This window comes from Massilimicrobiota sp. An134 (genome assembly GCF_002160815.1).
Lineage (GTDB): Bacteria > Bacillota_I > Bacilli_A > Erysipelotrichales > Coprobacillaceae > Allocoprobacillus > Allocoprobacillus merdigallinarum.
On record NZ_NFLH01000002.1, the window covers coordinates 24,704 to 46,148 of the forward strand.

Annotated in this window: 20 protein-coding genes; 18 read left to right on the forward strand and 2 right to left on the reverse strand. The window is 31.2% G+C overall.

Features of this window, described 5'->3' with window-relative positions:
- Positions 1-72: 72 nt before the first annotated feature.
- The 10 genes from B5E79_RS01295 to B5E79_RS01340 all read left to right on the forward strand — a co-directional run bounded on the left by B5E79_RS01295 (position 73) and on the right by B5E79_RS01340 (position 9,703).
- Entirely contained in the window at positions 73-1,101 is a 1,029-nt protein-coding gene (locus B5E79_RS01295) for a serine hydrolase domain-containing protein (protein WP_087296681.1), read from the forward strand.
- 117 nt (positions 1,102-1,218) lie between these two features.
- Positions 1,219-2,514, forward strand: a complete 1,296-nt coding sequence (locus B5E79_RS01300) for a PTS sugar transporter subunit IIC (protein WP_087296682.1) — start codon at positions 1,219-1,221, stop codon at positions 2,512-2,514.
- Between the two features lie 22 nt (positions 2,515-2,536).
- The gene (locus B5E79_RS01305; RefSeq protein ID WP_087296683.1) at positions 2,537-3,571 is read left to right on the forward strand and encodes a MupG family TIM beta-alpha barrel fold protein; all 1,035 of its coding nucleotides are present in this window, start codon (positions 2,537-2,539) and stop codon (positions 3,569-3,571) included.
- Between the two features lie 12 nt (positions 3,572-3,583).
- Positions 3,584-4,486 (forward strand): N-acetylmuramic acid 6-phosphate etherase, encoded by a 903-nt coding sequence (murQ, locus tag B5E79_RS01310; protein WP_087296684.1) that lies wholly within the window; start codon positions 3,584-3,586, stop codon positions 4,484-4,486.
- A gap of 40 nt (positions 4,487-4,526) precedes the next feature.
- On the forward strand, positions 4,527-5,663 hold the full coding sequence (locus B5E79_RS01315; protein WP_087296685.1) for a PTS transporter subunit EIIC: 1,137 nt from the start codon (positions 4,527-4,529) through the stop codon (positions 5,661-5,663).
- Positions 5,660-6,754, forward strand: a complete 1,095-nt coding sequence (locus B5E79_RS01320) for a DUF871 domain-containing protein (protein ID WP_087296686.1) — start codon at positions 5,660-5,662, stop codon at positions 6,752-6,754. Before B5E79_RS01315 ends, B5E79_RS01320 begins: the two co-directional genes overlap by 4 nt.
- A gap of 2 nt (positions 6,755-6,756) precedes the next feature.
- Complete coding sequence (locus B5E79_RS01325) at positions 6,757-7,656, forward strand: N-acetylglucosamine kinase (protein ID WP_087296687.1); 900 nt, start codon at positions 6,757-6,759, stop codon at positions 7,654-7,656.
- 55 nt (positions 7,657-7,711) lie between these two features.
- Positions 7,712-8,815: a metallophosphoesterase gene (locus tag B5E79_RS01330; RefSeq protein WP_087296688.1), complete on the forward strand. Its 1,104-nt coding sequence runs from the start codon at positions 7,712-7,714 to the stop codon at positions 8,813-8,815.
- Positions 8,816-8,847: 32 nt separating this feature from the next.
- The gene (locus B5E79_RS01335) at positions 8,848-9,255 is read left to right on the forward strand and encodes a hypothetical protein (protein ID WP_087296689.1); all 408 of its coding nucleotides are present in this window, start codon (positions 8,848-8,850) and stop codon (positions 9,253-9,255) included.
- Between the two features lie 97 nt (positions 9,256-9,352).
- Positions 9,353-9,703, forward strand: a complete 351-nt coding sequence (locus tag B5E79_RS01340; RefSeq protein ID WP_087296690.1) for a molecular chaperone Hsp90 — start codon at positions 9,353-9,355, stop codon at positions 9,701-9,703.
- 29 nt (positions 9,704-9,732) lie between these two features.
- On the opposite strand, the gene B5E79_RS01345 is transcribed toward B5E79_RS01340, so the two are convergent.
- Together B5E79_RS01345 and B5E79_RS01350 are read right to left on the reverse strand one after the other, a co-directional pair.
- Positions 9,733-12,306 (reverse strand): cation-translocating P-type ATPase, encoded by a 2,574-nt coding sequence (locus B5E79_RS01345; RefSeq protein ID WP_087296691.1) that lies wholly within the window; start codon positions 12,304-12,306, stop codon positions 9,733-9,735.
- Positions 12,307-12,604: 298 nt separating this feature from the next.
- Entirely contained in the window at positions 12,605-14,476 is a 1,872-nt protein-coding gene (locus B5E79_RS01350) for a transglycosylase domain-containing protein (protein WP_087296692.1), read from the reverse strand.
- 133 nt (positions 14,477-14,609) lie between these two features.
- Between B5E79_RS01350 and B5E79_RS01355 the strand changes: the two genes are divergently transcribed.
- The 8 genes from B5E79_RS01355 (at position 14,610) to B5E79_RS01390 (ending at position 21,434) form a co-directional block, all read left to right on the forward strand.
- On the forward strand, positions 14,610-15,014 hold the full coding sequence (locus B5E79_RS01355) for a DUF1934 family protein (RefSeq protein ID WP_087296693.1): 405 nt from the start codon (positions 14,610-14,612) through the stop codon (positions 15,012-15,014).
- Positions 15,001-16,506, forward strand: coding sequence for a cardiolipin synthase (gene cls, locus B5E79_RS01360; protein ID WP_087296694.1), 1,506 nt, complete (start codon positions 15,001-15,003; stop codon positions 16,504-16,506). The genes B5E79_RS01355 and cls overlap by 14 nt, the downstream gene beginning before the upstream one ends.
- A 65-nt stretch (positions 16,507-16,571) precedes the next feature.
- Positions 16,572-18,233: an arginine--tRNA ligase gene (argS, locus tag B5E79_RS01365; protein WP_087245823.1), complete on the forward strand. Its 1,662-nt coding sequence runs from the start codon at positions 16,572-16,574 to the stop codon at positions 18,231-18,233.
- 9 nt (positions 18,234-18,242) lie between these two features.
- Positions 18,243-18,575, forward strand: coding sequence for a DNA-directed RNA polymerase subunit delta (gene rpoE / locus B5E79_RS01370; protein ID WP_087245822.1), 333 nt, complete (start codon positions 18,243-18,245; stop codon positions 18,573-18,575).
- A 140-nt stretch (positions 18,576-18,715) separates the two neighbouring features.
- On the forward strand, positions 18,716-19,444 hold the full coding sequence (locus tag B5E79_RS01375) for an alpha/beta fold hydrolase (protein WP_087296695.1): 729 nt from the start codon (positions 18,716-18,718) through the stop codon (positions 19,442-19,444).
- On the forward strand, positions 19,407-20,159 hold the full coding sequence (aroD, locus tag B5E79_RS01380; protein WP_087245818.1) for a type I 3-dehydroquinate dehydratase: 753 nt from the start codon (positions 19,407-19,409) through the stop codon (positions 20,157-20,159). Before B5E79_RS01375 ends, aroD begins: the two co-directional genes overlap by 38 nt.
- Entirely contained in the window at positions 20,152-20,928 is a 777-nt protein-coding gene (locus B5E79_RS01385; protein ID WP_087296696.1) for an HD domain-containing protein, read from the forward strand. Before aroD ends, B5E79_RS01385 begins: the two co-directional genes overlap by 8 nt.
- Positions 20,925-21,434, forward strand: a complete 510-nt coding sequence (locus B5E79_RS01390) for a Gx transporter family protein (RefSeq protein ID WP_087245814.1) — start codon at positions 20,925-20,927, stop codon at positions 21,432-21,434. Before B5E79_RS01385 ends, B5E79_RS01390 begins: the two co-directional genes overlap by 4 nt.
- The last annotated feature ends 11 nt before the right edge of the window (positions 21,435-21,445 follow it).

Below are 21,445 nucleotides of genomic sequence, written 5' to 3' on the forward strand. Positions count from 1 at the left end.
GATTTTATTGACAAAATAATTCAAAAATTAGATAATAAAATTGAAATAATATTTTAATAAGGAGAGTTATATATGAACACAAAGATTGAATATTTTTTAGAAGAATCAGTGAATCAAAACGTTTTTCCAGGCTGTTGTGTTGCTATTATTCATAATCAGATAACAGATTATTATTGTGTGGGGAATAAATCTATTTATCCATGCCAAGAAGAGAATCAAATAGATACACTTTATGATTTAGCGAGTCTTAGTAAAGTTGTTGGCACAACACCAGCAATATTAAGACTCATTCAAAAAGGATTATTATCTTATGATACACCTATTTATACAATAATTCCTGAATTTTTTAATAGAGATATAACGATCTTTCATTTGTTGACACATACATCTGGATTACCAGCGGATTTATCTTGGGGTTTAGATGTCACTAAGAATCAAATGGTTCAAGATATAAGTAATGTAAGTTCTAGCTGTATCCCTGGACAAAAAGTTGTTTATTCTGATTTGGGATATATTCTACTAGGACATATTATTGAGTCTATAACAAAAAAGAGTTTGGATAAAGTAGTAAAAGAGGAAGTCTTATTGCCATTGGATATGTATCAAACAGAATATTGTCCCAAAGAGCACATTCAATGTGCACCAACAGAAATCAGTCCACATTTTCATCAATTATTAAGAGGACAAGTTCATGATAGAAAGGCTTATATAATGAATGGTGTTGCTGGACATGCAGGACTATTTTCAAATGTTTATGATTTAGAGATGTATGCAAAAATGATTTTAAATTATGGACAATATAAAAATCAAACATTTTTAGAAGAACAATATATTCATGATATGTTTACGAATTTTTCTCTGGAACATCAAATTCCTAGGGGAATAGGTTTTTTGACTTATACTCCTGATAGTCTTTTTTCATCATTAAATTCTATAAAAACAATAGCTCATACTGGTTTTACAGGTACATCAATATTAATTGATCTGCAGAACCAAATTGCAATCATTGTTTTATCTAATAGAGTTCATCCGACACGAGAAAATACAAAGATATTGAATTGGCGTAGAGAGTTTCATAATTTTGTGATGGAAAATATATGATGTGAAATTATATTACAAATTTTATAAAATAATATTGAAATTTAATTTTAAATTGTTATAATAATAATGTAAGCACTTCCGTTAATTGGGGAGAAGAAAAGAGAGGAGAGTATAACTATGGAAAAACTTACAAATTTTATTGAAGAAAAAGTTGCACCTCCATTAATTAAGTTTTCAAACTTAAGATATGTGCAAATTATGCAGAGAACATTTATTAGTTTTACTGCACTATTAATTATAGGATCAATATTCTTATTATTAGCATCATTGCCTTTTGATCCATGGCAAAATCTTATCGGTGATTTTTCAGCAAAATTTGCTGCTGCATCAGGAGTTGGAACTGGTTTTATTGCTTTGTTTGTTGTTGTTGCAGCTGCATATGCGACAATTGAATATTATAATAAGAAAAAGGGAGAGGGATTAGATTTTGTTGCTCCAATAATCTTAGCTGTATCATCTTTCTTTATTCTTATACCAGCACAAACTGTTTCTACAATAGTTGAAGGATCAGATACTGCGGGTACATTTACAGGTGTTCCTACTGACTTTTTGGGAGCAAAAGGTGTGTTTGTAGGTTTGATTGTTGGGATTGTAACTATTGAAATTTATCGTTTCTTCATTAATAAGAAATGGACAATTAAAATGCCAGAAGGTGTTCCACCAATGGTAGCAAGTGCATTTATTGCCTTAATTCCAAGTACATTTGCGATTATATTCTGGTGGTTAATTGCAGTTGTTTTATCAATTGATTTACCAAATATTATTATGGGAATCTTTACACCATTAGTTAGTGCTTCTGATACACCAGCAACTGTATTTGTAACATCATTCTTGAATCGTGCTTTATGGGCAGTCGGTATTCATGGTGGAAATGTAGTTGGTTCTATTGCAAATCCAATTTGGACACAAATGACTGCTGCAAACCAAATTGCAATGGAAGCAGGAAAGAATTTACCATATGTGTTTACAAGTGTATTCTATGATAACTATATTTGGACTGGACTAGCACCACTTGCAACTGTAATGATTTTCTCTAAATCAAAACGTATCAAAGCTTTAGGAGTTTTAGCTTTACCTGCTGCATTATTCAATATTGGGGAACCATTAATCTTTGGTTTACCAATTATGATGAATCCATTAATGATGATTCCATTTGTATTAGGATATATGGTTGTAGCTGTAGTTGCTGTTGTTCTCACAATGACTGGAATTATTCCGGTACCAGTTTTATCTGCACCTTGGATTTTACCAGCACCTATCAAAACATTTATGGCAACATCAGGTAGTATACCAGCAGTTATATTTGTTCTTATTACTTGGGTTATTTTAGGGCTTGTATTTTATCCATTTGTAAAAGCTATGGAAAAAAATGATTTAAAAGAAGAAAAAGCGGCTTTAGAAGAAGGAAAATAAAATTAGAAAGTGGAGGTGTTCTATGTTAGGAATTTCAGTATATTTTCAAGATTTGAATCTAAAATATCTTGAAGAGGCTAAAAAATGTGGCGCGAAATATGTATTTACATCTTTGCATATACCAGAAGAAGACTATTCTGACTTAGATCAAAAATTACCTTTATTTTTAGAGAAATGTCATTCTTTAGGATTGCAGGTAGTCCCTGATGTTTCACCTGTTACTTTTGAAAAATTAAACATTCCTCATCAAGATTATAAACAGTTAAAAAGAATGGGATTTAAAGCTTTAAGATTAGATTATGGTTTTGATGATTATGAAGTTATTAAGGAATTACAGAAGGATTTTTATTTAATGCTGAATGCAAGTGTAGTTAATGATCAATATCTAAAAGGTGCACAAGAAGCAGGAGTGGATTTTGATAAATTAGCATTAACACATAATTTTTATCCTCATAGTGAAACAGGATTATCTTTGGAATATTTTCAAAAGAAAAATAAAACTTTTCAAAAATATCATTTAACTGTTCAAGCTTTTGTATGTGGAGATGTATTAAAAAGATTTCCACTTTATGAAGGATTGCCAACAGTGGAAAAACATCGTACAATGAATCCATATGTTGCAGCTGTTGAGTTAATACATGATTGTGGTATTAAGGATATACTTATTGGTGATAGTGAGGCTTCTATTTCTACTCTTAAAAATATTCAGGCTTATATGGATAAAAATATTATGCATATTCCTTGTCATTTAGAAAAAGAGTATGAATATCTTTATGACCAGGAGATTCAAGTCAGAAAAGATCTTGCTGAAAAGATTGTAAGATTAACATTGCCTAGAACACCAGATATTCCAATATTCCATAATACTATTCGTCAACGTGGATATATAGTAATGGAAAATAAACTGGCAGGTCGTTATAGTGGAGAAGTTCATATCATAAAAGAAAGTTTACCTTTTGAAGCAAGAACAAATGTTATTGGATTTATACATCCTGAATATATTGATATTATTGATTATATTGATGCACAAACAACGATTGTATTAGAGAGAATATAGGGAGAAGTCAAGATGAATAAAGTAAATATTTCTCATTTAGTGACTGAAAGTAGAAATTCTAAAACAATGAATTTAGACGATATGAGTATCCATGAATTTTTAACAGTTATGAATGAAGAAGATGCTCTTGTTCCACAACGTATTCATGATGTTTTGCCTCAAATCGAAAAGGCTGTGGAAAAAATTGTTGAGGCTTTAAATCAAGGTGGAAGACTCTTTTATGTAGGCAGTGGAACAAGTGGACGTTTAGGAATATTAGATGCTGTGGAATGTCCTCCAACATTTAGTACAACAAATGAAGTGAATGGTATTATTGCAGGTGGTCCGTCAGCTTTCGTTAAAGCTAAAGAAGGAGCGGAAGATCATGAAGATGATGGTCAAAGAGAAATCATGGAGGCTGGAATCTGTGATAAAGATGTTGTAGTAGGTATTGCTGCCAGTGGAAGAACGCCACATACTATAGGTGCTTTGAAACAGGCCAATAAAATAGGTGCATATACAATCAGCATTGCTTGTAATCCAGATAGTGAGATTGGAAAAGTTGCAAAGTTAGCTATTGATATGAATTTAGGTCCAGAAGTCATTACTGGTTCCACACGTCTTAAAGCAGGAACAGCACAAAAGCTTGTTTTAAACATGTTATCAACAGCTTCCATGGTAGGAATAGGAAAAACATATCAGAATTTAATGGTTGATTTAAAACCTTCTAATGAAAAACTGGTTGAAAGAAGTAAAAGAATTATTATGGAAGCAACAGGATGTAGCTATGAAGTAGCTCAAGAAACATTTGAAGAATGTCATCGACATGTCAAAGTTGCGATTATTAAAATATTATTAAATTGTACTGTTGAAGAAGCCAAGTCAAGATTAGAAAGCAGTCAAGGCTTTGTAAAGAAAGCAATTCAAAATCAATAACAGACTGATTTCAGTCTGTTATTTTTCTAGGAGAATAAAAATGAGTGAACAAATCAATGATTATATTAATAAAATAATAAACTTAGATTTTATTCAGGCACTTAAAATGACATTTGTACATATGACATTATGTTTTGTTGTTTTAGGAATTATTGTCTTTTTTCAATGGTTTTCTATCTTTTATCCATATATAGAATGTATATATTTTTTGATGATACAAATGATGTATGCATTTCAATATATTCAAAGAAAAAAACTGAATCCTGTTTTCATGTTGTTCTCTGTGCTTTTGAGTATGCTTTTTATTTATTATGGAAAACAATACTCTATTTTGACTTTGACTCTGCCAGTTTTATTTGTGCATATGATATATTTGGCCATGATTCATCGTATGTCTCTCTATTTAGAAAAGAGAATCCATTTTTTTATTGAACCGATTGAAGCCTATTTCAAACAGCTTGTACCAGTTTTTATCGCAGCTTTATTGATTATGGGATTGATTTATTGTCAAAATACCTATATAGGTCTTTTCATTAGCTGTGTTCAATTATGTTTATCTTTTTTAACGTCTATAATAGGGATTTTACTTATAGTTGTATTGACATGTGGATTCTGGTTAAGCGGGATTCATGGTGTGGCTATGGTAGGAATCTTGGCTAGACCTTTTTGGACACAAATGCTGATGGTAAATTTAATATGTTATATCAATCATCAGGCTATTCCTTATATTGGAGTTGAAGGTTTTTATCAATGGTTTGTATGGATTGGAGGTTCAGGTGCTACATTAGGATTAGTTCTCTTATGTCAATTTTTTGCGAAAAGTCACTATCTTAGACAAATGGGTCATCAGACTCTTCAATCAGGACTTATCAATATTAATGAACCTGTGATTTTTGGTGCACCCATTGTTCAAAATCGCTATTTAAGAATTCCTTTTCTTGCCGCTCCAATCGTTATGAGTCTTTGTACTTATATAATGATGGCTTATCATTATATCAATATACCTGTTATGCTTGCACCATGGGTATTACCATCTGTTTTTGGAGGCTTCTGGGTAACGGGTGGTCAAATCTTTTCAATTCTTTATATTATAGGAATGATTATTGTTTCACTGATCATTTATTTACCATTTTTCATTTGTTATGATCGTCAATTAGTTAAGGAGGAAAACGCATGAGAAGATTAGGTATCTCTATTTATCCAGAAAAATCATCATCAGAAAAAATCAAAGCATATATTGATCAGATGTCAAAATTAGGTTTTTCACGTATTTTTTCTTGTCTTTTATCCGTTAATAAAAGTAAAGAGGAAATTATTCAAGATTTTAAAGATATCAATCTTTATGCTCAATCAAAAGGATTTGAAATCATTGTAGACGTATCACCAAGAGTTTTTCAGGACTTAGATATTAGTTATCAGGATTTACACTTTTTTAAGGAGATAGGAGCAGATGGTTTACGTTTAGATGCTGGTTTTTCAGGAAGTGAGGAAGCCTTGATGACTTATAATCCTTATGGATTGAAGATTGAAATCAATATGAGTAATGATGTTCATACACTTGATACAATTATGGATTATCAGCCTAATAAGTATTGTTTATTGGGATGTCATAATTTCTATCCCCATAATTATAGTGGATTATCATTAGATTATTTTATGAAGTGTACAGAGCGTTTTATCAGCTATGGCATTCCTACAGCTGCTTTTGTCACAAGTCAAAATGAAAATACATTTGGGTCTTGGCCAGTCACAAATGGTCTGCCAACCTTAGAAATGCATAGACATCTTTCATTAATAACACAAATCAAACATATGCTGGCTCTCAATGTCATTGATGATATTATCATTTCTAATTGTTATCCTTCTTTAGAAGAATTAAAATCATTGGAAAATTTAGACTTAAATCTCGTCACTTTTGATGTTGATCCTATAGAGAATTTACCAGCAATGGAAAGAAAAATTTTATTTGAAGAACTCCATTTTCAACGTGGAGATGTAAATAGCTACATGATACGTTCTACACAAAGTCGTGTTAAATATAAAGCACATCATTTTGAATTGATCAATACTCCACAAATGATTCATCGTGGTGATGTTATTATTGAAAGCAGTCAATATGGACATTATGCTGGAGAACTTCAGATAGCTTTAAAAGATATGCCAAACAGTGGAATGTCCAATGTAGTTGGTCATATTAAAGAAGAGGAAATATTTATTCTTGATGATATCAAACCATGGCAAAAATTTAGATTGAAAGAAGTGAAATAAACATGAATTATATTTGTATAGATGGTGGTGGAACAAAAACAAAATTTGTGCTTTATGATGAAAATGGACAAGTTATAAAAGAAAAGTCTGCTGGATCCATTCATATTTTGACACAGTCAAAACAAGAAAGTGTATGCATTCTTAAAGAGAATGTTACGTTATTGGATCCTTCTAAACAATCTTTGATTGTTGCAGGATTGGCTGGATATGGAAATCAGGAAGATTTAAGAAAACAAATAGAAGATATTTGCCAAGAAGCTTTCGAGGGCTATACGTATCTTTTATATAATGATGTTCAAATAGCTTTAGCAGGAGCATTAGCTAATCAGGATGGTATTGTTGTGATTGCAGGAACAGGCAGCATCGCTTATTCATGCTTGAATGGACAAACAAAAAGATGTGGTGGCTGGGGTTATCAGTTAGGTGATGAAGGTAGTGCTTATTGGATGGGAAAAGAGCTTATGAAAATATATTGTCAACAAGTTGACGGAAGATTAGAAAAGACAAAATTGTATGATAAAGTTAAAGAAAGTTTATTATTAGAAAATGACTATGATATCATTTCATATCGTCATCATCTTCAAAACGAAAGAAAAGATATTGCACTTTTAGCAAAAATCAATTATGAATTGGCTTTAGAAAATGATCTGTATGCTTTGCAGATTTATAAAAATGCCGCAAATTATCTTGGTCAACTGATAAAAGTTCTAGCTCGAGATTTTCATCAACCTATACCAGTATCTTATATAGGAGGCGTTTTTCAGGCAGGTGAATATATTTTAAAGCCATTAAAAGAAACATTACAGACGACATCATGTTATTTACAGTCACCGCTTTATCCACCAGAATATGGAGGATATTTATTAGGGTGTATGTATACTCAAAAGATACTCAAAAAATAAAGAGTATCTTTTCTTTTGAATTATGTTACAATAATAAAGAAATGAGTGTGATAAAATGATAACTCCTAGACATTTGGTAAAAACGATTAAAGGTCAATATAGAATCATAGTCATTAGTGATATTCATGGTCATTTAGATAGATTTCAGGCACTTTTAAAAAAAGTGAAATACACACCTGAAGATTATCTGATTATTTTAGGTGATTTTGTAGAAAAAGGTGACCAGGTTATTGAAACCATTCATTATGTTCAAAAACTATCTAAACGTGATCGTGTTTTTGTGCTCATGGGAAATTGTGAATGGGCATTAGACGCATTGCTGACAATACCTGAACTGGCTAATCAGATACAGGGTTATTTAAAGCGTGTTTCCAGCAATGGCTGCATACGTGAAGTTTATCATCGTTTACATTTGGATCAGGGGCATGAAACAATGCTAGGTATTCAAAAACAGATTGCTGATTATTTACATGATGAAATTGCATTTATATCTCACTTACCTGTTACATTAAAGTTGAATCAATTTCTATTTGTTCATGCAGGTATTGAAAAAAGAAAAGATTATAAAAACAGTTCTTTATCTTCATTGTTGGAAATGAAATATTTTTACCATCAGGGACATCTTTTAGATGATATGGTTATTGTAGGTCATTTACCTACATCCAATTATTATCCAAATCAAATATGTAATGATATTATCATTGATGAAAAGGAAAAAATCATTTGTATTGATGGGGGAACGGGTGTCAAATCTATTTCACAATTAAATGCATTAATTATTGAATCTAAAGATGGTGTTATTCATTACTCACAAGAATATGTTCAACCTTTGCCATATCATCATGTTATATCTGATGTAGAAATATCTCAAAATGAGAAGCATAAAATTGCATATCCGCACTTTGAAGTGGAAGTCATCAAAAAAGGTGAGGAATTCAGTGAGTGTTATCAAAAGGAAACGCAACAATATTTAAAAATAAAAAACGAGTTTTTATATAAGCGTCATCATCAGACATATTGTTTAGATGATTATACTGATTATTTTATTTCAGCCAAAAAAGGTGATCTTGTGAAAGTTATAGGAATCTATAGTCATTATGCATATGTGATTCATCAAGGAGAAGTGGGCTGGATTGATGTCAAATGTATAAATTTATAAAATGAGTTTATACTTATATAGGTGATAATATAATGCATAATGAAATATATATTGAAGAATTGTTAAATGGTTTAAACATGGGCTTGCTGGCTATTGATCATTTGATTGATAAAATTGAAAATGATCAATTACGTGATATCGTTTTACATCAAAGAAAAGCCTATGGAGATTTGAAAAACAAAATAACACGTGATGACTCTCATACTGAAGATCATTTGAAAAATAAGATGATGTTAGAGTCAATGATTGAAATCAAAACATTATTAACAGACGATGCTAAAATTACAAAGATGTTAATAGAAGGAAGTAATCAGTCAGTTATGACAATGGCACATTTATTGAATAAAGATCATCATGTCGATTTAAAGGTGAAACAATATAGTGATGAATTTGAGGAAATTTCTCAAAAATACATAGATGAATTGAAAGCCTTTCTTTAAAAAGTTTATGAGTGATGATGAATTTATTTGATTGAGTCACTATAAGATGTTTTGTATTTAAAAAAGGTGTAGAATAAAAGAAAGGGAGGAAAAAGATATGAATGCAAAACAATTAGATGAAGTGGTACATAAAACACAGGAGTTAATCAAGACACCGACTTGTTGCCAGGAATTAAAAGAAATGGCGGAAAAATGGTTAAAATCAGTAGGAAGCGAAAATGAAGCTTTGATGACACAACAATATATGGCAGAATTAAAAGAAGATATCATGCCTATTGACAATTTAATTGCCTTTGCAAGTTCAAAGGATGGACAGATATATTTTGGTGAAAGTAAAGCCAAAGAAATTGTACGTCATAGTCAGGAGATTCAAGCACAGGGAGCTCAATATTGTGATTGTCCAGCTTGTGCTATTGTAGAAGACATTTTAAAGACATTAGAAGGATAATAAAAAATAAGCAAGTCCAAATGGCTTGCTTATTTTGTTAACATTTTTTTCGCTTGAATAATAATTGTTGGTAAAAGAGCGAATCCATAAATAACAAGAAGTTGATTTATAGAAATTGTATGAATCATAAATAATCCATGCATTGCTGGAACAAATAAGATGAAGTGTAGTAATGCAAAACCAATAATAAATGCAATAATGCTTGAACGGTTTGTAAAGAAACCAATTTTTGATAGTGGTTGAGAACTACGACAATTGAAACCATGTAATAAACGAGCTAAACAGATTGTTGCAAAGGCCATTGTAGAAGCTGTTAAAGGATCTCCTTTTAATCCAGTTAAGTATGCACACATTGTACAAATAGCAATAACAATACCTTCATAACTGATTTGGAAGAAAGTTGATTTGTTAAGAATAGAATCATCAGCTTTACGTGGTTTTTCTTTTAAAACATCATTACGTCCAGATTCCATACCAATCGCAATTGCAGGTAAAGAGTCGGTAATAAGATTCATAAATAATAAGTGAACAGGGAAGAAAGGTGTAGGTAATAAAAGAAGTGATGCGATAAATACACAAATAATTCCTGCAAAGTTACCAGATAATAAATAATTGATAGAGTTTTTGATATTACGGTAAACATTACGTCCAGTAATAACAGCTTTGACAATAGTAGAGAAGTTATCATCTGTTAATATCATATTCGCAGCATCTTTAGAAACTTCAGTACCCGTAATTCCCATAGCAACTCCAATATCACTTTGTTTAAGTGCTGGAGCATCGTTGACACCATCACCAGTCATGGCTACAATATCTCCGCGTTTTTGCCAGGCTTTGACAATACGAATCTTATGTTCAGGAGCAACACGTGCATAAACACTGATGTGTGTTAATTTTTCATCTAATTCTTCATCACTCATTTGATTTAATTGTTGACCATCAATAGATAAGTCACCATCTTCATAAATACCAATCTTTTTCGCAATGCTTCTGGCAGTCACAACATGGTCACCCGTAATCATAATAGGCTTAATACCTGCCATTTTACATTTCGCAACGGCATCAGCACTTTCTAGTCTTGGCGGATCCATTAGGGAAACAAGACCAACAAATGTTAGATTGTTTTCATCATCTAATTGAATATCATTACTATCTAAATCTTTATATGCAAAACCTAAGACACGTAATCCTTCATTCGCATAATTTTGATTTTGTTGAAGGATTTCGTTTTTATAACGTTCTGTTAGTGTTTCTTTTTGTCCATTGATAAGGATAGATGTACATCTTTGTAAAATAACATCTGGTGCTCCTTTTGTATATAAATGATTTAAAGAAGAAACACTCATTAATTTACGATCTGAATCAAATGGTAATTCGTTTTGACGAATAGCAGTATTTTCAAATTCTGGATCATTTTGTGTATGAAGATGAACCAAATCAATTAAAGCTAATTCAGTTGGATCTCCAATTCTCTGATCTCCATTAATCACAGCATTATTACATAATAAACATGCTTTTAATAAAACATTGTGATCATGATGATGACTATCTAAATCATCAATTTCTAATAATTTGTTATTTAAATAGATTGTTTGTGGTGTCATTTTGTTTTGTGTTAAAGTTCCTGTTTTATCACTACAGATAACAGATACACAACCTAAACTTTCGACTGAATTCAAATTTTTAATAATGGCATTTTCTTTAACCATTTTTTGTGTACTCATAGATAAAACAATTGTCACAATAGAACTTAAAGCTTCAGGAATAGCAGCTACAGCTAAGGCAACAGCAATCATTAAAGCATCAAGTAAAGATTCATGAGCTAAGAAAATATTTAAAGCCAAAACAATGGCACAAATAATCATAATCGCAACAGATAATTTACCACTGAAATCATCTAAACTCTTTTGTAAAGGTGTTTTACGATCTTTCGCTTCATTTAACATAGAAGCGATTTTACCGATTTCAGTATTCATTCCAATGCTTGTTACAATATAACGTCCTGTACCATTTGTGACTAAACTTCCAGAAAAAGCCATATTTTTCTGATCTCCAACAATGACTTCCTGTTCAATAGTATCAGTGATTTTATCAACACTATCAACCTCACCAGTCAAGGCACTTTCGTTAATTTGAAGGGATGCTGATTCAATAATACGACCATCACCACTGACAACATCACCTGCTTCAATTTGAACAATATCACCAATTGTTAATTCATTAGAATTTAATTCACATAATTGTCCATCACGTAAAACTTTGACTTTAGGAATAGAAAGTTTCTTTAAACTTTCTAATGATTTTTCAGCTTTTAATGTTTGAACTGTTCCTAAAATCGCATTAATGACAATGACCACAACAATAACAAGTGTACTTTCCAGCTGACCACTTAATCCAGAGATAATGGCGGCAATAATTAATATAATAACTAATAAATCTTGAAATTGTTTTAAGAAAATCAAGAAAGGACTTTCTTTTTTCTTTTCAGCCAATTCATTTTTGCCATACTTTTCTTGTCTTGACAAAGCTTCTTGAGTTGATAAACCCGATTTTGTTGTCTGACAATCATTTAATGTTTGTTCAATACTTTTTTGATAATACATACTTTTTCCTCCATTTTTCATCTTCAACGAATAAAAAAGACAAGCTCGCTAAAGATTTATATGTCTTTAACGAGTCTTGTCTTTAAGATGCACCAGAATAATAAATTATTCGCGATTGTTGATAACATCACACATATTGTGAGACTACTCCCTCATTGCCATTATATTAACATACTCGTCAAAATATGTAAATAGAAAATCTTTGAATTATTTTTGTGAAGAAAGTTGACTGTTATTCATCATGAAATAGATATAAATGGATAAAAATCAATACTATGGAAAGGTTATTTGGCTTTGATTATGCACTATCTTTAAACCAATAAACAAGTCCATTTTCCTGATAATCTCCAGTCAATGGGTTGATTGGTATTTTTTTGAGTTCTGATGATGGCTCATACCAGAGTTCTTCTTTTTGCATAAAGTTTGCCATTGTCTGGAAAATGACTTTTGGAATTCTTGTATCTGAAGTCATATTCATTTCACGATTATCATCATAGCCACACCAGCTTAAAATTGTATATTGTGGATTATAGCCCGCACACAAAGAGTCATAAGGTGTTGAACCAGTTTTCGTGGCAAATGTTGTGTTTGTAGGATAATTAACCATCGTAGGTGTCGTATAGGATTGAAAGGACTTTTCAAAAGGTGCAGTTAATAATTGACTCATCATTAAACAGGTATCTTTATTTAAAAGCTGTTTGTTTTGAGGCTTATATTCATACAAAACATCACCGTTATTATTTGTAATCTTGGTAATCGTATGAACATCATTGTAAATACCTTGATGAGCAAGTGTGGTATAAATAGCAGAAAAATCATAAACATTGGTATTTAAAGTTCCTAAGGCAAGAGATGGATGAGGAGAAATATGTTGATATCCAAATTGAGAAAGTGTATTCACTAATGCCTGTTCTCCTAAAAACATATGTGTTTTCACTGCATAAATATTATCACTCACCGCAATCGCCTGTGCCATTGTAACATCATCATTGGCATATTTTTTGTTGAAATTGGTTGGTGTATATGTTTTTCCATTTTCTAATTGAAAAGTAGTGGGTTCACTTTTGAATTTGGTAATGGGCGTAAAACCATTTTCTAAAGCAATATAATAAAGTAATGGTTTGATAGTAGAACCAACCTGACGTGAAGCTTGGGTTGCACGATTGAATTGTGAAGTCGCATAATCTTTACCACCCACCAATGCTAAGACTTCAGATGTCTGACTATCTAATATGAGACTAGAGACTTCTAATTCCTCTCGATCTTTCATTTGTTCGGTAATGGTTTGATTAAGCTGATCTTGAATTTGGGGATTTAAACTTGTCTGTATATTTAAACCTTGATTGACATATTCTTCTTTATAAAAGCCAAGCTCTTTTAGCTCACTTATAACCGTATCACGATAATAGGGATAAGCACATTGGATGGTAGAAGATGGATGAGGATTGAGTTTGAATTCACTTTGATAAGCCTGATTTGCCTGTTGTTGTGTAATCTGTTTTTCATGAACCATTGCATCTAAAACGATTTTCTGTCTTTGTTTAGCTGCTTTGATATCTTTAAATGGTGAATAATACTCAGGACCATTAATCACTCCAGCCAACATACTGGCTTCATTTAAATCTAAATCACGGGGTTGTTTATTAAAATAGTATAGACTGGCATTTTGAATACCATAAATACCATGTCCAAAATAAACAGTATTAATATAACCTTGTAAAATCGTATCCTTATTATAATGCGTTTCTAGACGAACAGTTAAAAAAGCTTCTTGGATTTTTCTGGACCATGTCTTATCATTATTTAAAAACATTAATCTGGCATATTGCTGGGATATTGTGCTGGCTCCTTCAACACGACCATTTTCACTGATATTGGCTTTAATAGCACGTAAAATACCAACGGGATCAAAACCACGATGTTCATAAAAACGATGATCTTCAATAGCCACAATACTCTTTAAAAAATAAGGTGAAACATCTTTGAGCTGTACATCATTACTTTGTTGTTGGGATTGATAAAAAAGTTGTTGATTTTGATCATACATTCTAATAATATGACCACCATTCAAATCAGGAGCTTCAATGATATAACTTATAGAATAGACACTTATCATAAATACAAAACCAACAATAATGATTCTTCTTAACCATTTGATACATTTGATCATGACTTATCACCTCATTTTTTCATTTTTGCCGATATTTATGAATAATATTCATGATTCATGGAAAATATGGGAATAAGAAATAAAACGTGACTTTCTCAGTGTGGTTTTGTTATAATGTAGGCGGTGATGTCAAATGTATCAAACAAAACAAATTCATTATAAAGCAATTTTTAAGCAAGATCATGATCAGCATAAAATTGAATATAAAGCCAAAGGATTATTTCATCAAGATCAAAAAACAAGTCTTGATTTTGATACACCTGAAGGACATATTCAAATATCTTATGATGATCAGGAAGTGCATTTACAACATGGAAATTCACTTTTAAAATTTCATAAAGAAAAACCATTTTGGAATCAATATCAATTACCTTATGGTTCAGTTGCTTTAAAAACAAAGTTACTGAAATTTCAAAATAATCAAGATAGCATGAAATTGAAATATGAATTGTATGATCAGCAAGGGTTAATTTCTACAGTTTATATCATGATTACGATGAAAGCCTATTGTCTGGTGGACGAACATGAAAATATTTAAAATATTTTTAAATCGTATTTTTGTGTTTGGTTTTCTTATCTTGATTCAAATATTATGGGTATTTTTTATAGGTAGAGAATTATTGGAACATTATTCTTGGATTCATTATCTGATGCGATTGATCAGTTTGATGGTTGTCTTATGGTTAGTTAATAAAGATGAAAATCCTTCTTATAAGATATCATGGATTATTGTTGTTTTATTATTCCCAATGTTTGGGGGATTATTATATTTATTGATTGGAAATAAGAAACCATCTCATAAGATACGTAGAATTTTACAGCCTGCTTTAGATGAAATCAGTCAAGTTGCCTTGTTAGAAGATGATGTTTCCAAAACCCTAACAGAGTCCAAACAGGATGCGCTTCATTATTTATCTGATTTGGGATATGGAACTTATTTAAGAACAAAGTGTCGCTATTATTCGTTAGGTGACTATTGTTATGGAGATTTATTGAAAGATATCAGTCAGGCTAAAAAATATATATTTATGGAATATTTTATTGTATCTGAAGGATTGATGTTTGAAAATATTTTAAAAATTCTCGCTCAAAAAGTTCAGGAAGGTGTAGAAGTTCGTTTTATTTATGATGATGTTGGCAGTATAACAACACTTCCTTATCATTTTGAAAAAAAGTTAGAACAACTGGGAATTCAATGTGTTGTCTTTAATCCTTTTATACCGCTTGTTTCTGCCAGGATGAATCATCGAGATCATCGTAAAATTTGTATTATAGATGGAAATATTGGATATAGTGGTGGCTTTAATCTGGCTGATGAATACATTAATGTGAAAGTGCGTTTTGGGCATTGGAAAGATACAGGTATTCGTTTGGAGGGACAAGGTGTCTGGAATTTAACAACCATGTTTTTATCAACATGGAATGCCTATAAACATCAAGATGATGATTATACACAGTATCAACCTCATCAATTGCCACCGATTCAGCAGGATGGATATGTAGTGGCTTATGGAGACTCACCTGTTGACCATGAAGAAACGGGTGAAAACATATATTTGAATCTTATTAATCAGGCTCAAAAAGAAATTCTTATCATGACGCCTTATTTTATTATTGATGAAACAATGATGAAAGCTTTTTTACTGGCAAGAAGAAAAGGGGTGCGCATTCAAGTCATTACTCCTGGGATTCCAGATAAAAGAAATGTGTATCATGTGACACGTTCTTATTATTACTCGTTAATGAAAGAAGGGGTTGAATTCTATGAATATAAACCTGGCTTTTTACATGCTAAAATGGTTTTATGTGATCAAAGAATAGCAACCGTTGGAACTATTAATTTTGATTATCGTAGCTTGTATTTACATTTTGAATGTAATGTGATGGTGACCCAAAAATCTGTCATTAAAGATATTTCGAAAGATTTTAAAGAAACATTAGCATTAAGTCAAAAAGTCACGCTTAAAGATAGTCGTCGTTTTAGAGGAATATATGAAGCTTTTTTAAGGTTATTTGCACCATTAATGTAGAAAAAATGTTGACTATATCGTCAAATATGATATTGTATTAAAAGTATGATAAGAAGGAGGATACTATGGCTGTTAATAAAATAGAACTTTCATTAAAGAAGGTCTTACAAAAAGCAATTATTGATTTAAAATTTGTGGAAGATTATCCCCTTGAACAGATTGTAATAGAAATTCCTAAAGATAAAGCTCATGGAGATTATTCTACAAATATGGCAATGCAATTAACAAAAGTTTTAAGAAGAAATCCAAGAGAGATTGCTAAGTCTATTATTGATGCATTAGATTTAGAAGCAGGACATATTGAACGTGTAGAAATAGCTGGACCTGGTTTTATCAATCTCTTTTTAAAGAAAGATGCTATGACATCAGTGATTAAAGATGTTTTAGATGAACAAGATCATTATGGATATTCTGATTTTGGTCAAGGGATTAAATATAATATTGAATTCGTATCTGCTAATCCAACAGGTGATCTTCACTTAGGACATGCGAAAGGAGCAGCGGTTGGTGATAGTATTTGTCGTATTATGAAAGCTGCTGGTTATGATGTGACAAGTGAGTATTATATTAATGATGCTGGTAATCAGATTACAAATTTAGCTTTATCATTATATGCCAGATATTTACAGGCTTTTGGACAAGATGCCTCACTTCCAGAAGATGGGTATCATGGACCAGATATTATTCAAATTGCAGAAAATTTGAAAGAAGAATTTGGTGATAAATTCTTAAATATTCCTAAAGAGGAAGCCATTGCTTATTTTAGAAAAATTGGGACAGAACATGAATTACAGAAAATCAAAGATATTTTAAAGGAATTTAGAGTTCAACATGATGTCTGGTTTAGTGAAACATCATTATATGAAAATAATAAAATTGAACCCACAATTCAAAAGTTAAAAGATCAGGGATATACTTATGAAAGTGAAGGGGCTTTATGGTTTAAATCTACTGAATTTGGTGATGATAAAGACCGTGTTTTAATTAAAAGTGATGGAAGCTATACATATTTGACTCCTGATATTGCATATCATTTAAATAAGTTGGATCGAGGATATCAGTATCTTGTTGACTTGTTAGGTGCAGATCATCATGGTTACATTCAACGTATGAAAGCTGCTATACAGGCATTAGGTTATAATGCAGATCAACTCAACATTGATATTATGCAGATGGTTCGTATGGTTGAAAATGGTGAAGTTGTCAAAATGAGTAAACGTACTGGTAATGCTGTGACAATCAAAGATCTAATTGAAGATATCGGAGTTGATGCAACACGTTATTTCTTTGCATCTAAAGCAGCAAGCTCACCATTTGATTTTGATTTAGGTTTAGCTAAATCTCAGTCAAATGATAATCCTGTTTACTATGCACAATATGCTCATGCAAGAATGTGCTCAATTGAAAGACAGGCTATGCAGGCTCATATCGAAGTTGCCAATCATTATGAATTATTGGTTCATGAAAAAGAAATTGAATTGGTTAAACACATTAATGAATTTAGAGATGAAGTGATTGAAAGTGCTAAACAAAGAGCTCCTCATAAAATCGCAAATTATATTCAAAAACTTGCGCAATTATTTCATTCGTTCTATAATGATTGTTATGTAATTGATGAAAATCATCTTGATTTATCATCACAAAGATTAGCTTTAGTGAAAGCTGCTCAAATTACTTTAAAAAATGCATTAAATTTAATTGGTGTGAATGCACCAGAAAAAATGTAGGAGGATATTATGATTGATTATAGACAAAGTTCAATGGTAGATGTTGCATTTGATTTAATGACAAAGAAAAAAAAGCCAGTTGATTTTTATAAATTATGGCAGGAAGTTTCTGAAATCAAAGGATTTAATCAAGAAGATAAAGATGAAAATGAATCTTTATTTTATACAAACATTACTTTAGATGGACGTTTTATTACAGTAGGTGAAAATCGCTGGGATTTAAGAAGTCGTCATAAATTTGATGAAGTGCATATTGATATGAATGATATTTATGCTGATGATGAAGAAGATGCATCTGAAGAAGATTCTGATGATGGTTTAATTGAAGATGATTATAATTAATAAAAAAGCAAATCACATTGAAGTGATTTGTTTTTTATTAATGATGTTATTGAAATAGAGTTTTCAGGATTTTATATATTTAAAAAGAAAGTATTTTACTCAAACAGGAAAAATGATTATAATGAAAAAGGTGAACCAAAATGAAAGACATTTATTATCAAGTGACTGGACAGGGATTTCCTGTAGTATTTTTACATGGTAATGGCGAAGATCATCATATTTTTGATCAGGCAGTCAATCTCTTATCAAAACAATATCAATGTATATGTATAGATTCTCGTTATCATGGGCAAAGTGTTCATACAGGGGAACTCTCATACCAGCAGATGTGTCAAGATGTTATGGCGGTTATGGATGAATTAAACATTGCTGCATACGATGTGATAGGATTTAGTGATGGTGGTATTGTTTCACTTATGTTAGGAATGCAGGATTCACGTTTAAAGCATATTATATCTATTGGTGCGAATACCAAACCACGCTATATCAAAAGATTTTATCGTTTGACTTTTTATTTACAAATGATATGTCTAGCTATTTTTTCTATTTATCAAAAGAAAGCCAGATTAACATTTCGACTATATAAATTAATGTTAACACAGCCTCAAATTGAGTATAAACAACTTCAACAGATTCATGTTCCTGTTTTGGTTTTAGCAGGAGAATTTGATATGATTGATGCAAAAGATACAGACCATATAGGGGAGTCATTACCTTATGGAATTGTGAAAATTATTCAACATGGCAATCATTTTTTATTAAGAGATGCATTTCAGGAAACAGTAAAAGAAATTTCTTTGTTTCTAGAAGCATGTCATCAGGAGGAGAATTATGAGTGTATGTCAAGTTCGACAATTGAAGATAGGTGAAGGAAAACCTAAAGTTTGTATTCCTGTTGTAGAAACAACAACATCTTCTATATTGAAACAGATTCAGTTTTTACAGTCCTATCTATTTGATATTATAGAATTACGTATTGATTTTTATCAGGATATTCATGATTTACAAAAAGTCCAGGATTTACTGATGCAAATCAGAAATCAAACTGAAAAACCACTGTTATTGACATATCGTTCTGCTAGAGAAGGGGGACAAATCCAATTAAGTGATGAAGCATATCTTGCACTTGTCAAAACAGCATGTCAAAGTCAATGTATTGATATGATTGATGTAGAATTGATGAGTGGTAATGTGTTGGTTTGTCAAATGGTTGATATAGCACATCAAAATCATGTGAAAGTTCTGATGTCATATCATGATTTTGAACAGACACCAAAGATTCAGGAAATGAAACAATATTTAGAGAATATGGAAATTCTCGGTGCAGATCTATGTAAAATAGCTGTTATGCCACATCGTTATCAAGATGTGGTCGACTTATTAAATATAACAATGGAGATGTCACACAGACTTTCTCGACCTATTGTCACAATGTCTATGGGATCAATCGGGAAAATTTCAAGAATTGTCGGAGAATTAACAGGTTCTGCCATGACATTTGCCAGTGTGAATCAAGCGTCTGCCCCAGGTCAAATGGAGGTAGAAGATTTACAGAAACTTTTGGAGGTGATTCATCATGATTGATTTACTAAAGGCTCAAAAGGCTTTTCAAAAATATATCAGTCATTATGATTCTACAATTCCATCTATTCGTTTAAAAATCATTCATACTTATAAAGTTATGGAGTGTAGTGAATATTTGTGTCATAAGCTCCATTTGTCAAAAGAAGATAGTGATTTAGCTTCACTCATTGCTTTGCTTCATGATATTGGACGTTTTGAACAATGGATGAGATATCAAAGCTTTGCTGATCATAAAACAATTGATCATGCCTTGTTTTCTAGTCAGTTGCTGTTTGATGAAGGGCTTATTAGAGAGTTTATTGAGGATGATCAATATGATGATATTATTAAGCACGCTATTGAACAGCATAATCGTTATCAGGTAGAAGATGGTTTTGATGAGAAAACATTGTTATTTATTCATTTAATAAGAGATGCAGATAAATTAGATAATTTTAGAGTAAAAGAAGAAGAAAAAATAGAGAATATATTATATGTATCTTTAGATGAGGTGAATCATGAGCAGATTTCTGAAAAAATTTATCAACAGTTTTCACAGCAACAGTTGATTTATGCGCCTGATCGACACACACATATTGATATGTGGTTATCTTATATTGCTTTTATTTTTGATTTGTATTTTCAAGAAAGTATTCAATATATTCAAGACAACCATTGGGTTGAACGCTCATTTCAACGTTTAAATCCTGTAGATTTTAAAGTGAATAAACAATATCAAACTTTAAAGCAGATTGCTTTAGATTATATACAAAAAAGGAGTGCAGTATGAATCATAAAAAAACAAGAAAAATGGTTTATTTAGCCCTGTTAAGTGCGATTGCGATTGTTTTACATACAGTAGAAGCAGCAATTCCTGTTCCTTTGCCAGTTGGTGCAAAGCTAGGGCTAGCTAATATTATTTCTTTAGTCGTTATTCATCTTTATGGTATTAAAGAAATGTTTATTGTGAATATATTTAGAGTTCTGGTTTCTAGTTTATTAACAGGTATTTTTATGCAGAATCCATTCTTTATTAGTTGTGGTGGTGTTTTTTTAAGCAGTTTAGCTTTAGCTATTATTTATAAATTTGTAAAACTACCAATGGTTTCTACATCTATTGTGTCAGCTATCTTTCATAATATTGGACAAGTCGCTGTTGTTGCTTTTATATTTTCATTTGCGGGTATCATGGTTTATGTTTTACCATTACTTATCACATCTATTCCAACAGGAATTTTAACAGGACTTGTTGCAATTGAGATTTTAAAACGTGTTAAAAAGGAACAATTTCAATAAAGTGAACCCAA